At 65.5% G+C, this 13,690-nt stretch carries 15 protein-coding genes; 8 read left to right on the top strand and 7 right to left on the bottom strand.

Annotated features, from left to right (window positions below):
* Positions 1–3 precede the first annotated feature (3 nt).
* Positions 4–411: a VOC family protein gene (locus tag AC0WR5_RS01850; protein ID WP_475866415.1), complete on the top strand. Its 408-nt coding sequence runs from the start codon at positions 4–6 to the stop codon at positions 409–411.
* Between the two features lie 196 nt (positions 412–607).
* On the opposite strand, the gene AC0WR5_RS01855 is transcribed toward AC0WR5_RS01850, so the two are convergent.
* Genes AC0WR5_RS01855 through gpmI form a run of 3 tightly spaced genes read right to left on the bottom strand, consistent with a single transcriptional unit; the run spans position 608 to position 4,727 of the window.
* Positions 608–2,005 (bottom strand): S41 family peptidase, encoded by a 1,398-nt coding sequence (locus AC0WR5_RS01855; RefSeq protein WP_475868862.1) that lies wholly within the window; start codon positions 2,003–2,005, stop codon positions 608–610.
* Positions 2,005–3,195 (bottom strand): murein hydrolase activator EnvC family protein, encoded by a 1,191-nt coding sequence (locus AC0WR5_RS01860; protein WP_475866417.1) that lies wholly within the window; start codon positions 3,193–3,195, stop codon positions 2,005–2,007. Before AC0WR5_RS01860 ends, AC0WR5_RS01855 begins: the two co-directional genes overlap by 1 nt.
* Positions 3,196–3,206: 11 nt before the next feature.
* Positions 3,207–4,727: a 2,3-bisphosphoglycerate-independent phosphoglycerate mutase gene (gene gpmI, locus AC0WR5_RS01865; RefSeq protein ID WP_475866419.1), complete on the bottom strand. Its 1,521-nt coding sequence runs from the start codon at positions 4,725–4,727 to the stop codon at positions 3,207–3,209.
* A gap of 221 nt (positions 4,728–4,948) precedes the next feature.
* On the opposite strand from gpmI, the gene AC0WR5_RS01870 reads away from it, so the two are divergent.
* Together AC0WR5_RS01870 and AC0WR5_RS01875 are read left to right on the top strand one after the other, a co-directional pair.
* Complete coding sequence (locus AC0WR5_RS01870) at positions 4,949–5,311, top strand: SH3 domain-containing protein (protein ID WP_475866420.1); 363 nt, start codon at positions 4,949–4,951, stop codon at positions 5,309–5,311.
* A gap of 163 nt (positions 5,312–5,474) precedes the next feature.
* Positions 5,475–5,849, top strand: a complete 375-nt coding sequence (locus AC0WR5_RS01875) for an SH3 domain-containing protein (RefSeq protein WP_475866422.1) — start codon at positions 5,475–5,477, stop codon at positions 5,847–5,849.
* A 61-nt stretch (positions 5,850–5,910) separates the two neighbouring features.
* Here the strand turns inward: AC0WR5_RS01875 and rlmH are convergent, their stop codons facing one another.
* The 3 genes from rlmH to AC0WR5_RS01890 form a co-directional block, all read right to left on the bottom strand.
* Complete coding sequence (gene rlmH, locus AC0WR5_RS01880; protein ID WP_475866424.1) at positions 5,911–6,381, bottom strand: 23S rRNA (pseudouridine(1915)-N(3))-methyltransferase RlmH; 471 nt, start codon at positions 6,379–6,381, stop codon at positions 5,911–5,913.
* Positions 6,382–6,398: 17 nt separating this feature from the next.
* On the bottom strand, positions 6,399–6,761 hold the full coding sequence (rsfS, locus tag AC0WR5_RS01885; RefSeq protein WP_475866426.1) for a ribosome silencing factor: 363 nt from the start codon (positions 6,759–6,761) through the stop codon (positions 6,399–6,401).
* Positions 6,762–6,982: 221 nt separating this feature from the next.
* On the bottom strand, positions 6,983–7,654 hold the full coding sequence (locus tag AC0WR5_RS01890; RefSeq protein ID WP_475866428.1) for an FAD-binding oxidoreductase: 672 nt from the start codon (positions 7,652–7,654) through the stop codon (positions 6,983–6,985).
* A gap of 323 nt (positions 7,655–7,977) precedes the next feature.
* Here AC0WR5_RS01890 and AC0WR5_RS01895 point away from each other — a divergent pair, with 323 nt between their 5' ends.
* From AC0WR5_RS01895 to AC0WR5_RS01915, 5 genes are all read left to right on the top strand, one after another.
* On the top strand, positions 7,978–8,550 hold the full coding sequence (locus AC0WR5_RS01895) for a hypothetical protein (protein WP_475866430.1): 573 nt from the start codon (positions 7,978–7,980) through the stop codon (positions 8,548–8,550).
* A gap of 162 nt (positions 8,551–8,712) precedes the next feature.
* The gene (leuC, locus tag AC0WR5_RS01900) at positions 8,713–10,140 is read left to right on the top strand and encodes a 3-isopropylmalate dehydratase large subunit (protein ID WP_475866432.1); all 1,428 of its coding nucleotides are present in this window, start codon (positions 8,713–8,715) and stop codon (positions 10,138–10,140) included.
* Between the two features lie 73 nt (positions 10,141–10,213).
* Entirely contained in the window at positions 10,214–10,741 is a 528-nt protein-coding gene (locus AC0WR5_RS01905; protein ID WP_475866433.1) for an HdeD family acid-resistance protein, read from the top strand.
* A 177-nt stretch (positions 10,742–10,918) separates the two neighbouring features.
* Positions 10,919–11,524 carry a 3-isopropylmalate dehydratase small subunit gene (gene leuD / locus AC0WR5_RS01910; RefSeq protein WP_475866435.1) on the top strand — a complete coding sequence of 202 codons (606 nt, stop codon included), beginning with the start codon at positions 10,919–10,921 and terminating at the stop codon, positions 11,522–11,524.
* Between the two features lie 143 nt (positions 11,525–11,667).
* Complete coding sequence (locus AC0WR5_RS01915; RefSeq protein ID WP_475866437.1) at positions 11,668–12,735, top strand: endonuclease/exonuclease/phosphatase family protein; 1,068 nt, start codon at positions 11,668–11,670, stop codon at positions 12,733–12,735.
* Here the strand turns inward: AC0WR5_RS01915 and AC0WR5_RS01920 are convergent.
* Positions 12,729–13,595: a Rossmann-fold NAD(P)-binding domain-containing protein gene (locus AC0WR5_RS01920; protein WP_475866439.1), complete on the bottom strand. Its 867-nt coding sequence runs from the start codon at positions 13,593–13,595 to the stop codon at positions 12,729–12,731. The two genes, AC0WR5_RS01915 and AC0WR5_RS01920, sit on opposite strands and share 7 nt — an antisense overlap.
* Between the last annotated feature and the right edge of the window lie 95 nt (positions 13,596–13,690).

Here is a 13,690-nt window from a genome sequence, read left to right on the forward strand (position 1 = left end):
GCCATGATCAGCCATGTCACCATCGCCGTATCGGATTTCGACCGCGCCCGCGCCTTCTACCTGCCGCTGATGCAGCGGCTGGGGATCGAGGAAACCTGGCTTGTCGAGGGGCGCGAGGCGGCCTTTCGCCTGCCTGATCAGCCCCGGCCGCTGTTCTTCCTGACCCGCCCCTACGAGGGCGAGCCGATGCCGGGCAACGGGCCGATGCTCGGGTTCCTGGCCCATGACCGTGACACGGTGCGCGATGTCTGGGCCATGGCACTGGCCGCGGGCGCGCGTGACGAGGGCGCCCCGGGTCTGCGCCCGCGCTATCACCCCGATTACTACGGCGCCTACTTCCGCGATCCCGATGGCAACAAGATCTGCGTCGCCTGTCACACCGCCGAGCCGGGGGAAGAGGCCGCCAGCTGAGGCAGTATCGCGGCGGGCAGGTCGAACACCAGGCGCGGGCGGTGCTCCCGGTAGCTGCAGGGTGACGGATGGCGGCGGTCTATGCCCGGGGCGAGTGGGCACAAGGCGGGCGCGGTGATCCTGCACATGGCAGAAACGCAACGCCCCCGCGCTGCGGTGCAGGCGGGGGCGTGAAAAGCGACATTCCGGCAGGGTGTTACGGGTTGCCCGTGGCGGTGCCGTCGTCGGTGTCGGCCAGGTCGGTCGAGGCGGTCACGCTGTACTGCGGGCCAAGCGCCGAGAGACCCTTGAGGATGTCGATCGCATAGGCGAGCTGGTAATCCTCGTCGCGCAGCTTGGCGGCTTCCTCGGCCTTTTCCTGCTCTTCGCGGATCTGGCGGATTTCGTCTTCCGACAGCGAGTCGTTGCTGAGCGTGCCGCGCAGGTCCGCTTCGGACCGGGTGTTGGGCTGCGTGGTGTCCTCTTCCTCGGCGTCTGCCGGGGTGGGCTTGGGCTGTTCGACGACGATGTCGGGCGAGACGCCCAGGTTCTGGATCGAGCGCCCCGAGGGGGTGTAGTAGCGCGCCGTGGTCAGGCGGATCGAGCCGTCACCGCGCAGCGGCATGACGGTCTGGACCGAGCCCTTGCCGAAGGATTTGGTGCCCACGACGATGGCGCGGCGGTGATCCTGAAGCGCACCGGCGACGATTTCCGAGGCCGAGGCAGAGCCGCCGTTGATCAGCACCACGATCGGCTTGCCGTCGATCATGTCGCCGGGCTCGGCGTTGTAGCGGTCGCCGTCGGCGGGGTTGCGGCCCCGGGTCGAGACGATCTCGCCCTTGTCGAGGAAGGCGTCGGAGACCTTGATCGCCTGCACCAGCAGCCCGCCGGGGTTGTTGCGCAGGTCAAGCACGATGCCGTTGATGTTGTCGATGCCGCCGGCGGCCTCGATCTCGCGCTGGATGCCTTCCTGCATGCCGGGGAAGGTCTGATCATTGAAGGCCGAGAGGCGCACGACGACGGTGTGTCCCACGGTGCGGGCACGGGCCGAGGTCAGCTTGATCGTATCGCGCACCAGCGTCACGTCGAAGGGATCCTGCTCGCCCTCGCGCACGATTGTCACGGTGATCTCCGAGCCGACGGGCCCGCGCATCATCTTGACCGCGTCGTCCAGCGTCAGGCCCAGCAGGCTCTCGCCGTCGACATGGGTGATGAAGTCGCCGGCCTCGATGCCGGCCTCGGCAGCGGGAGTGTCGTCCATCGGGGTGACAACCTTCACGAAGCCGTCTTCCTGCGTGACCTCGATGCCAAGGCCGCCGAATTCGCCACGGGTCTGCACGCGCAGGTCGTCGGCCTCTTCGGGCGGATGATAGCTCGAGTGCGGGTCGAGCGAGGTCAGCATGCCGTCGATGGCGGCTTCGACCAGCTTGGAGGGGTCCACCTCTTCCACGTACTGGCTGCGGATACGTTCGAAGACATCGCCGAAGAGATCCAGCTGCTCGTATACGTTTTGATCGTCCGAGCGTTCCTGAGCGAGCAGCGGCGGCGCGATCTGTGTCGTGGCGATGGCTGCAACAGCCATGCCGCCAAGCGCTGCAAACGCGAATTTCTTCATCATTGCGTGTCCTTCATGAGTTCGAACCAGGTTTCGGGGTCCTGGGGTTCGTTCCCCTTCCTGACCTCTATATAAAGCGTCTCGGCCCTGAAAGGGCCTGCGGCGTCTCCGGTGCCGCCTTCCGTATCGTCATCTGCCCGGGCGAGCAATGCACCGGCATCGGGGGGCGTTCCGCCCATCTGCCCGACCGGCGCACCGGCGGGCAGCACCTGCCCGATCTCTCCGTACACAACATCCATGCCGGCAAGAACAAACAGTATCCCCGTTTCCGGCTCAAGTATCATCACGTTTCCGTAGTCGAGCAGTGGCCCGAGATAGCGGATCGTGGCCGCGGTGGGGGTGGTCACGAGGGCCTTCGGGGCCGTGGCCAGAACCACGCCGGGCCGTTCCACCCCGGCCGCATCGGCGGCGCCGGCATGGCGCAGGACACGCCCCTGCGCGGGCCAGGGCAGGCTGCCCTTGCGGGCGTCGATCAGCGGCAGTACCGGCGCGCTTCCGTCGGAGGTGTTGTCCTCGCCGATCTGGTCCAGCCCGTCGGCGAATTCGCGCAGCGTGTCGGTGGTGGCGACGAGCAGCCGGGTCTTCATCGGGTCGGCGGTGAAGAGCTGCGGCAGGTCGGTGCGGTCGGAGACGGCCTGCGACAGCGCGGTGCGGGCCCGCTGTACCTCGCTCAGCGCCTCCTGCATCTCGCCGAGGGCACCCTGCTGGACCGTGCGCAGGTCGCGCAGCTCGGAGAGCTGGCCGGCCAGCGCCTCGGCGCGGCTGTTCAGCGCCGGGGTGGCCTCGGCCATCATCATGCCCGCCCTTGCGGCCCCAACCGGGCCTGCGGGATGGGCGATCAGCACCGGTTCCGGCGCGCGCGACAGGGTTTCCAGTGTGCCCAGCAGCCCGGCGATCTCCTCGCGTCGGCTGTCGAGCTCGGCCTGCATCTCGTTCTCGCGCAGGGTGACGGCGCGCAGGCTGGCGCGCAGGGCGGCCATGCCGGCCTCGTAACCGGTGACCGCCGCCGTCAGCGCCTCGACCCGGTCGCTGGCCTGATCCGCGCCCTCGAGCGCGCTGCGTGCGGCATCGAGCTGGTCCGCGGCGGCGCGGGCCTGTGCCGCGGCACCGCCATCGGCCGCCATGACGCAGCCGGGTCCGGCGATGAACACCGCGGCAGAACATAGCAGGGCAAGACGACGCGCTCCCAATCGGTAGGGCCTCATTTGATCAGGCTGATCCCGGTCATTTCCGCGGGCTGCGGCAGGCCCATCAGCTGCAGCAGCGTCGGCGCCAGGTCGGCCAGCCGCCCATCGCGCAGCTCGGCCCCCTCGGGGCCCCCGAAGAGCGCCACAGGCACGAGGTTCGTTGTATGCGCCGTGTGCGGCCCGCCGGTCACGGGGTCCACCATGGTTTCGCAATTGCCGTGGTCGGCGGTGACGATCATCGCGCCGCCCACCTTCTCCAGCGCCTCGACCACCCGGCCCAGGCTCCGGTCCACCGCCTCGCAGGCAGCGATCGCGGCATCCAGGTCGCCGGTGTGGCCGACCATGTCGGGGTTGGCGTAATTCGTCACGATCAGGTCGTAGCCCTCTTCGATGGCCTGGACGAAATGATCGGTCACCTCGACAGAGGACATCTCGGGCTGCATGTCGTAGGTCGCCACCTTGGGCGACTTGGGCATGAAACGGTCCTCGCCTTCCTTCACCTTCTCGATGCCGCCATCGAGGAAGAAGGTCACATGCGGGTATTTCTCCGTCTCGGCCAGGCGGAACTGGGTCTTGTGGTGCTTGGCCACCCATTCGCCCAGCGTGTTGACGATCTTCTGCTTGGGATAGCAGGTGGTCATGTATTCGTTGTGATCCACCGAATACTCCACCATGCCCAGCAGGGCCGAAAGCGCGGGGCGGGGGCCGGTGTCGAAATCGGCAAAGCCCGGCTCGCCGATGGCGCGCAGGATCTCGCGGGCACGGTCGGCGCGGAAGTTCATGCAGAAGAAGCCGTCGCCATCCTTCACGCCGGCATAATCGCCGATCACCGTCGGCAGCACGAATTCATCCACCTTTCCGGCGGCATAGCTCTGCTCCACGGCCTCTTTCGCGCTGGCGGCGCGGGTTTCGGCCTCGCCCCTGATCATGGAGAAATAGGCCTGGCTGACCCGCTCCCAGCGGTTGTCGCGGTCCATGGCATAGTAACGCCCCGAAACCGTGGCGATCCTGGCGTTGTCGGGCAGGGCGGCCTCCAGCGTCTCGAGGTATCCCAGCGCCGATTGCGGCGCCACGTCGCGCCCGTCCGTCACCGCATGCAGGGCCACCGGCACGCCGGCACCCGCGATCACCTGCACGGCTGCGATAATATGGGTGAGCGAGCCATGCACACCGCCATCCGATACAAGGCCCATGACGTGGGCGGCGCCGCCGCCGTCCTTCAGGGTGGCGATGAAATCGTTCAGCGGGCCGTTCTTGGCAAAGGAGCCGTCCTCGATCGCCAGGTCGATCTGGCCCAGGTCCATCGCCACCACGCGGCCGGCGCCGATGTTGGTATGCCCCACCTCGGAATTGCCCATCTGCCCTTTCGGCAGGCCCACGTCCGGGCCAAAGGTGATCAGCGTCGCGTGGGGGCAGGTCGCCATGATGCGGTCATAGGTGGGGGTATTGGCCAGGGCGGGGGCATTGGCCTCGCGCTCTTCGCGCAGGCCCCAGCCATCCAGGATGCACAGGACGACGGGTTTCGGGGTGCTCATCGGAAAACTCTCCTGCCGGGTCGGCCCTTGGCGGGCACTGCTGCTGGGCATGTTCTAGCCATTAAGATCACGGGGCGAAACCTCTGCCGGTCGTTTCCCGCCGATGCTTGCGCAAACGCTCTGGATAACGCCGACGGAAGGGTCATATCGGTGCGTACCAGTTACTGCCATCCCGCCCGGACCCGCATTGGCCGGGCGCGATCAGTCAAGGAGAATACCCCATGAAATCCATCCTCGCAGCCGCTACTGCCGCCACCCTTGCCCTCGGGCTGACGACCGGTGCCGCCTTTGCCCAGGCCAGCCAGCCGCAGGGCCAACCTCAGGGCCAGGCCCCGGCCGCGCAGCATCAGACGCAACAGCAAAAGCCCGCTGCGACCCCGGCCGCCACGACCAAGGCACAGGTGGTCGGCGTCAAGGACTCGCTGAACGTGCGTTCGGGCCCCGGCACCAGCAACCGCGTGGTCGGCCAGCTTCGCGCCGGCGAAACCGTCACCGTGACCGGCACCCAGCACGGCTGGAGCCAGGTCTCTGCCGGTGGCACCTCGGGCTGGGTGTCGAGCGAATTCCTGCGCGCCGTCAAGTGATGGCGGGGGGGCGGGATCTTTCGCGGCGCCGGAACGTTTTGTCTGCGTGCCGCGACACTCTGCCCGCACCCTGGTCGCGGCATAGATGATAAAGACCCAAACGGGGCGGAGGGCCGGAAAAAAACCGGCTCCGCATGTCCCGAGAGCAGTTCAGGAGACTTCCATGAAATCCAACAAGATCCTGGCCGCGTCGCTGGCGCTGGCCCTGAGCGCGACGGCCTTCGGCGCCGCCGCACAGACGCAAACCCCGCCGCCCCCGCCGGGTGCCGCGCAACCCGCTCCGCAACAGCCGCCCGCACCGGGTGGCCAACCGGGCGGCCCGCAGCAGGGCGAACCCTTCCAGGTCGTGGGCGTGCAGAATTCGCTGAACGTGCGCCAGGGGCCCGGTACCAACGCGCCCGTCGTCGGCCAGCTTGGCCCGCACGACAAGGTCATGGTCACCAGCCGTTCGCCCGACGGCCAGTGGTGCCAGATCTCCTTCGGGCCCGGCGGCAAGACCGGCTGGGTCTCGGCCAAATACCTGGCGCCGGCGCGCTGAGGCGGAATGGAATGGGAAAGGGGCGGTGCCACGGCGCCGCCCTTTTTCTGTCACGCGGGGGTCATTCGCGGTGATAGGGGGATCCGGCCAGGATCGTCGTGGCGCGATAGAGCTGTTCGGCGAGCATCACCCGCGCCAGCATGTGTGGCCAGACCATCTTGCCGAAGGAAATCGACAGGTCGGCCCGGGCGCGCAGCGCCGGATCGAGCCCGTCCGCGCCGCCGATCACAAAGGCCGCATCGCGGAGGCCGTCATCGCGCCAGCGCGCCAGCTGATTGGCAAAATCCGGGGATTTCATCAGTTTGCCGCGCTCGTCGAGGCAGACGATGGCGGCGCCCTCGGGGATCATGCGGTCAAGCAGGGCGGCCTCGGCAGACATCCCACCGCCCTTCTTGTCTTCTGCCTCGCTGACGCTGGCCGGCCCGAGCCCCAGAGCGCGGCCGGTCTTGCCGGCGCGGTCCAGGTAATCGTCGATCAGCGTCTTCTCCGGCCCGGCGCGCAGCCGGCCGATGGCACAGATATGCAGCTTCATGAAGCGGGCTTGTCAGGTCAGGCGGAGGGAACCGCGCTGCCCGGCTGCAGCCACATCTTCTCGAGCTGGTAGAATTCGCGCACCTCGGGACGGAAGACATGAACGATGACATCGCCCGTGTCGATCAGGACCCAGTCGCCGGTTTCCTTGCCTTCGACCTTGGCCGTGCGGCCGGAGGCCTCCTTCAGGCGTTCCACCAGCTTTTCCGCGATGGCCCCCACCTGGCGCGAGGAGCGCCCGGAGCACACCACCATGAAGTCGCCGATGGACGACTTGCCCTTGAGGTTGATCGTCACGATCTCCTCGGCCTTGTCGTCATCCAGCGATTTCAGGATCAGGTCGAGCTGGCCCTTGGCCGACAGCTCTTGCGAGGCCGTCATGATCGTGGCCCCATGAGGTGCGGACGTATCCGCGGTTGCGTCGAGTGACAGGACATTGTCCTCCCTGGCAGCGCACCGACAAGGCCCCGGTGCTGGGCATGCCCCCAAGATAGCAAGAGATGTCCGGGTTTTCAACGAAACGGGGGCCGAATCCGGTGCCGCATGTTCGCGCGGCGGCCGGAACCGGCCCATTCCGTCTGGGGCAGGGGGCGCTGCCGGCTTCAGAAGCCCTCTTCGGTGACGATCCTGTCCTCGGCCGCGCCAAGCGATTTCAGTGTGTCGCGGATGTCGGTGACAAAGCCGTCGGGCCCGCAAACATAGAAGGTTTCAGAGAAATCCTTGATCTTCGAGGCCAGGAAGTCGCGGTCGATCCGCGCGCGCGGCACGGTCTTGCCGGGCTCGTCGGTGACGGTGAAGATGCACTCCAGATCGCGCATGGCTTCCCATTCCTCGCGCAGGATGATGTCGTCCTCGGTCTTGTTGGTATAGATGAGACGGCACCCCTTGAGACGGCCCTTGTGCGCACGTTGCCGCAGAATCGGGATGAAGGGCGTCAGCCCGGCGCCGGCCGCGATGAAGGTGCCTGGCCCCTCGTCGTGGATCGCGCCGAAAGGATCGGCAATCTCGACCTCGTCGCCGCGTTTCAGCCCCGCCAGCTGTTCGGTCACGCCGTCATGCTCGGGGTAGCTCTTGATGACGAACTCGATCACCTTCTCGTCCGGTTGCGAGGTAAAGGTGAAGGGGCGGCCCTCGTCTTCCCACGCCGGGTCTTCCAGCGCCAGTTCGGTGGCCTGTCCGGGGGTGAACTCGAGCCCCTCGGGACGGGTAAACACGAACTGGTGCACGTCGTGGGTGAGAGCGGATTTCTCTTTCAATTTCAATGTGTGTGTCATGCGCACTCTCCTTTCACGGGTAAACGCCCCCGGGGGCGTTCGGGTTCCATCACGCCGGGTTGCAGAACATTACCGTGCAGAGATCCGCCTGCGCCCGAGCCCCTGGATTTGAAGGGCGGGAATGAACGAAGGGATCCGGGCACGGGACTGAGGGCCTTGGGGCAATCTGTGGCCGGTCCGCTACGCGTGGCGGAAAAGTGCCGTAGGGGAAATTTGAGCGGTGAAATCACCTTCAGGATGCGGCATGTATACAGGTGGCGCCCGCGCCACTTGCAATTGCCCATGAAGGCCCGGTCCTATCCCGGGATGCAACGGAACAGAAATTGACCATCGACGTCGCATACTTGCCCCAGCCGGGGCTGATCATCGGTACCGTTCTCGGCCACCCGAGACTTGCCTCCTTCGGCTCCATCGTCCGCGCGTCGATTCGCTTCGACATGCTGCAGGGCGATGCCCGCATCGTCGTGGACCTGCGCCGTCAGACCGGCTCCGACCTGACCTCCACGATGATTCATTCCTACGTGGCGCGGTTCGACCGCTCCTTGACCCGGCATGGCTGGAAGACCTCCTTTGCCCTGCTGGCGGAACCGGGCAGCTTCGGCTACGCCATGGGGCGGGTCTTCCTGGCCTATGCGGACGGAACCGAGAACATCAAGGCCCAGCTGCTTGAAAGCCCTGACGAACTGGATCGCTGGGCCGGCTACTTCGATGTGCTGCATGCGCCGCGCGTGCCCTTCCGTCTGCCCGGGGCGCTGGGCACGGCGCCGGGAGCGGTGAATTGCCAGCGCGACTGGGAATGCAGGGCCACCTCCCCGACCGGCAGCTGCCCCGCCCGGTTCCCCGAGGATGTTCCCTGCGTGAAAGGCTTGATGAACCGCGCGCCGCAGAGTATCTGATGCGGCATGACGCAGATTTTCGACATGGATGACCGCGCGCGCCTGCCCTGGCGCTTCTTCGGCGCGACCCAGACGATCCTCGCCCACCTATGACGGTGTGCGGGGCTTCTCCCCGTGCGTTCCTCCATTCCAGAATATCCACGAATCCAAGGGAGAGGACACATGTCTTCTGATTCCAAGGCCGCAGCCGGCAAGACGCTCTACGACAAGATCTGGGATGCCCACGTGGCGGACGAGGCCGAGGATGGCACCTGCCTCCTCTACATCGACCGGCACCTGGTGCACGAGGTGACCAGCCCGCAGGCCTTCGAAGGGCTGCGCATGGCAGGCCGCAAGGTGCATGCCCCGGACAAGACCATTGCCGTGCCGGACCACAACGTCCCCACCACGCTCGACCGCGCCTCCGGCGTGATCGAGAACGAGGACAGCCGGATCCAGCTCGACGCGCTCGACAAGAACGCCCGCGAGTTCGGCGTGAACTACTATCCCGTCAACGACGTTCGACAGGGCATCGTGCACATCGTCGGCCCCGAACAGGGCTGGACCCTGCCGGGCATGACCGTGGTCTGCGGTGACAGCCACACCGCCACCCACGGCGCCTTCGGCTCGCTGGCCCATGGTATCGGCACCTCCGAGGTCGAGCACGTGCTCGCCACCCAGACGCTGATTCAGAAGAAGTCGAAGAACATGAAGGTCGAGATCACCGGCCAGCTTGCTCCGGGCGTCACCGCCAAGGACATCACCCTCTCGGTGATCGGCAAGACCGGCACCGGTGGCGGCACCGGCTATGTCATCGAATACTGCGGCGAAGCCATCCGCTCGCTGTCGATGGAAGGCCGCATGACCGTCTGCAACATGGCGATCGAGGGCGGTGCTCGCGCGGGCCTGATCGCGCCGGACGAGACCACCTTCGAATACATCAAGGGCCGCCCCCATGCGCCCAAGGGCGCCCAGTGGGAAGCCGCGCTGACCTGGTGGAAGACGCTCTTCTCCGATGACGATGCCCATTGGGACAAGGTCGTCACCATCCGTGGCGAGGACATCGCGCCGGTCGTCACCTGGGGCACCTCGCCCGAGGACGTGCTGCCGATCTCCGATGTCGTGCCCGCCCCCGAGAGCTTCTCCGGCGGCAAGGTCGACGCCGCCAGGCGCGCGCTGGAATACATGGGCCTGACCGCGGGTCAGAAGCTTGAAGACATCGCGATCGACACCGTCTTCATCGGCTCCTGCACCAACGGTCGCATCGAGGATCTGCGCGCCGCGGCCGAGATCCTGAAGGGCAAGAAGATCAAGGACGGCATCCGCGCGATGGTCGTGCCCGGCTCTGGCCTGGTGCGGGCCCAGGCCGAGGAAGAAGGCCTGGCCGAGATCTTCATCGACGCGGGTTTCGAATGGCGGCTTGCGGGCTGTTCCATGTGCCTGGCGATGAACCCGGACCAGCTGGCGCCGGGCGAACGCTGTGCGGCCACCTCGAACCGCAATTTCGAGGGCCGTCAGGGCCGTGGTGGCCGGACCCACCTGATGTCGCCGGCCATGGCCGCCGCGGCAGCTGTGACCGGAAAACTTACGGACGTGAGAAATCTCATGTGAGGGGGGCGCCGTTAATCTTAATTACCGGTAAGTTAATACTTGTAATTAGGTCTGCAACGGGAGTCGGAAAGACATGAGCAAGACATTGATGATCCTGATCGGGGTATTCCTGATCATCGGGGGCATTCTCGCCCTCATCAACCCCTTCGCGGCGTCGCTGGCGGTGACCACCCTCGTGGGTATCTTCTTCACGGCCGGCGGGGTCGTCCAGATGTGGGCGACCTTCACCGACAAGGACATGACCACCGGCCAGAAGATCTGGTCCGCCATCATGGCCCTGCTGGGTATCGTCGTCGGTGTCTGGCTGATGGCGAACCCGCTGCGCGGCATGGTCAGCCTGACGCTTGTCGTGGGCGCCCTCTTCTTTGTCACGGGCCTCGTGCGCATCTTCACGGCCTTCGGCCACTTCGAGGACTCGGCCATGCGCTGGGTCATGATCCTGTCCGGTGTGGCTTCGGTCATCATCGGCCTGATCATCTTCTTCAACTTCGCCGCAGCCGCGGTGAGCTTCCTCGGGATCCTGCTGGGCATCCAGCTGCTGTTCGAAGGCATCGGCCTGATCGCCATGTCCTTCGCCATCAAGAAGCTCGAGAAACTCTGAGAGTTCCGGTGCCGGCGGGGCAGGGACCTGCCGGCACCAACCCGATATCAACAGTCGCACGGCGCACCACCACAGCAGGCGGGCCCGTGATGTCGCCCCCGGGGCCAAATGGCACCGACGCGATACCGACGTAATACCGACGCGCCTTTTCGGCGCGGTTCGACCAGGAGACAACCGATGGAAAAGTTCGAGAAACTGACGGGGATCGCGGCCCCCATGCCGCTCGTGAATATCGACACTGACATGATCATCCCCAAGCAATTCCTGAAAACGATCAAGCGGTCGGGCCTGGGCGTGCACGCGTTCGACGAAATGCGCTATGACGAAAATGGCAATGAAAACCCGGACTTCGTCCTGAACAAGCCGGCCTATCGCGAGGCCTCTGTCATCGTCGCCGGTGACAATTTCGGCTGCGGCTCCTCGCGCGAACATGCGCCTTGGGCGCTGGCGGATTTCGGCATCAAGGTGGTGATCTCCACCAGCTTCGCCGACATCTTCTTCAACAACTGCTTCAAGAACGGCATGCTGCCGATCGTCATGCCCCAGGACGTCGTCGACATCCTGATGAAAGACGCCGAGAAAGGCGCCAACGCCCGCATGGAGGTCGATCTGGAGGCGCAGACGGTCACCACGTCGGATGGCGAAGTGTTCAGCTTCGAGGTCGACCCCTTTCGCAAGCATTGCCTGCTGGAAGGCCTGGACGATATTGGCCTAACGCTCGAAAAAGCCCCTGCAATCGAGGCCTTCGAAGCCAAGGCAGCGCAGGCCCGCCCCTGGGTCTGACGTTGGCGACTAACCTCTTAGTTGCAATGAAGACAGGGCCCCGCGGGGCCCTGTCTCGTATTCGGGACCTTCTAGTGGTCTGACATTAACCAGCTATTAAGAACGTTTCGCCGAAGTCGGTTGCAGGAGCAGGAGTGCCTTGCATGCGTCCGCGAAGTGTCCTTTCGATCTGCCTTCTGATGGTCCTGGCCGGTTTCCCCGTACAGGTTCGGGCCGAGCGCATTCGCCTGGCGTATTTCGATACCGAGTTGTCCCGAAAGGGGCCAGGGCTGCTGCTGCGAGACATCCTTCAGGGCGAGGATGCCCAGGTTCTGGCCGTGATCTCTGTCATAGACCACGTCGATCCCGACGTCATCGTGCTGTCCGGCATCGACTATGACGCCGAATTCCTTGCCGCGCGGGCACTGAACGCACGGTTGGCACGCCCTTATCCCGAGGTGGTTTTTCCTCGCCCGAACAGCGGAGTGGCGACCGGGCTCGATCTTGATGGCAACGGCAGGCTCGGGCAGGCGCGGGATGCCCAGGGCTACGGATTGTTCAATGGTGCCGGTGGCATGGTGATGCTGTCCCGCCTGCCTCGCGCGGGCGAGGCGCTTGATTTCAGCGCCCTGCTCTGGGCCGAGCTGCCGAGAAGCCTGATGACCGCGGAAGACACCGGACGTGATGTCCAGCGCCTGTCCTCGGTGGTGCATTTCGTTCAACCGCTTCAGGCAGGCGGTGAGACCCTGGCGCTGGGCCTCTTCCGCGCCACGACCCCGGTCTTTGACGGGCCCGAAGATCGCAATGGGCGCCGCAATCACGACGAGATCCTGTTCTGGCAGCGCCTGCTGGACGGTGAGCTTGGCGCCATGCCGGAAGGGGTGCCAGTGATCATCGGTGGCGCGAACCTGGATCGGGAGCATGGCGACGGGCTGCGACAGGCGATCACCGAACTCCTGTCCGATGACCGCCTGCAGGATCCGCTGCCACGCCAGCGCAACTCCGTGACGGGACATGAGCTTCGAGGCCCGCAGACGGTGGACTGGCCCGACCCTATGCCGGGGAACATGCGTGTCGACTATATCCTGCCCGCGAGCAGTTTGCTGGTTGAGGAGAGTGGCGTACTCTGGCCCGACCCCGGTACGGCGCTCGGTGCTCAGGTCGTTGCGGCAAGCCGCCACCGGCTGGTCTGGGTCGACCTCGAGCTGCCGGCTGGTCGCGAGCGTCAATGAAGATGCGCGGTGGCCTGGCGCAGGGCGTCGGCCAGCGGGGTGGATTGCCGACTCGGCAGGAGTTCGTCGAGCGCCCTACCATCGAGGCTGTGCGGCAGGTCCCAGAGATATCGCATCTCCATGAGCCCGTTCATCATCGGCATGAACGGCCGCAGCAAACCGTATAGCCCCCAGTTGAAGGACCGTGTTTCAACGGTTCGGCCGAGCACCTGCCCGAGGGTGGCGGCCATCTCGTTGCCGGTCATCGTGTAGCCGGCAAATGGCAAATCGGAAAAGGCGCCGAGTTGCGTGCGCATCTCTGCCAGCGCCACCGCCGCACGTGTTGCATCAGGAAGATAGGCCCAGGCATGGGGGATGTTCGGGTTGCCGGGGTAGCGGATATAGCCCCGCATGGCCTTGGCAGCAATGATCCGGTCAAACCAGTTGCCTGTGGGCTGGTGGTCGATGAAATCGCCGCAACGCAGGACAATGGTCTGCACACCGGAGGCAGCATAGCGGTCTTCCATCTCGCGGCGCAGGAGGCCCAGCCGGTTTTCCGCCAGATGCGGCGTGTCGGGGCCCCAGGGGGGCGATGCATCGGGGCCGAACACATAGACATTCCCGGGAACGATCACGGTGCTACCGGTGTTGCGGGCGGCGGCAATCACCGAGTCGTGGAGGGCAAGGAGGTCACGTGCCCACGTCTCGTATGTCGGCGGGCCCATCGCGTTGACGATGACTTCGGCTCCTTCGGCCACTTTCTGAAGGTCGTCCTTGCCACGCCGATAGATCCTGACCTGCCAGCCGGCCTCCTTGAAGGCCTCGACTGCATTATGGCCGAACTTGCCATGACTGCCGGTGATGAGAACTGTGCGTACCATGTTTTTCTGCCTTTCTGTTCCATTCGTGTGAGGGAAAATTGCTTGGTCTTGGGAGAAAATTTACCCATTCTCGAACGTTTTGAAATTGACCGGGA

This window comes from Pseudooceanicola sp. DL12 (genome assembly GCF_056270665.1).

Excerpts from the sequence above, each read along its gene's own strand:
- rsfS (WP_475866426.1), bottom strand. The coding sequence starts at position 6,761 with ATGACGGCCTCGCAAGAGCTGTCGGCCAAGGGCCAGCTCGACCTGATC.
- AC0WR5_RS01920 (WP_475866439.1), bottom strand. The coding sequence starts at position 13,595 with ATGGTACGCACAGTTCTCATCACCGGCAGTCATGGCAAGTTCGGCCAT.
- leuC (WP_475866432.1), top strand. The coding sequence starts at position 8,713 with ATGTCTTCTGATTCCAAGGCCGCAGCCGGCAAGACGCTCTACGACAAG.
- AC0WR5_RS01870 (WP_475866420.1), top strand. The coding sequence starts at position 4,949 with ATGAAATCCATCCTCGCAGCCGCTACTGCCGCCACCCTTGCCCTCGGG.
- AC0WR5_RS01915 (WP_475866437.1), top strand. The coding sequence starts at position 11,668 with ATGCGTCCGCGAAGTGTCCTTTCGATCTGCCTTCTGATGGTCCTGGCC.
- AC0WR5_RS01875 (WP_475866422.1), top strand. The coding sequence starts at position 5,475 with ATGAAATCCAACAAGATCCTGGCCGCGTCGCTGGCGCTGGCCCTGAGC.
- gpmI (WP_475866419.1), bottom strand. The coding sequence starts at position 4,727 with ATGAGCACCCCGAAACCCGTCGTCCTGTGCATCCTGGATGGCTGGGGC.
- AC0WR5_RS01890 (WP_475866428.1), bottom strand. The coding sequence starts at position 7,654 with ATGACACACACATTGAAATTGAAAGAGAAATCCGCTCTCACCCACGAC.
- rlmH (WP_475866424.1), bottom strand. The coding sequence starts at position 6,381 with ATGAAGCTGCATATCTGTGCCATCGGCCGGCTGCGCGCCGGGCCGGAG.
- AC0WR5_RS01850 (WP_475866415.1), top strand. The coding sequence starts at position 4 with ATGATCAGCCATGTCACCATCGCCGTATCGGATTTCGACCGCGCCCGC.
- AC0WR5_RS01905 (WP_475866433.1), top strand. The coding sequence starts at position 10,214 with ATGAGCAAGACATTGATGATCCTGATCGGGGTATTCCTGATCATCGGG.
- AC0WR5_RS01855 (WP_475868862.1), bottom strand. The coding sequence starts at position 2,005 with ATGAAGAAATTCGCGTTTGCAGCGCTTGGCGGCATGGCTGTTGCAGCC.
- leuD (WP_475866435.1), top strand. The coding sequence starts at position 10,919 with ATGGAAAAGTTCGAGAAACTGACGGGGATCGCGGCCCCCATGCCGCTC.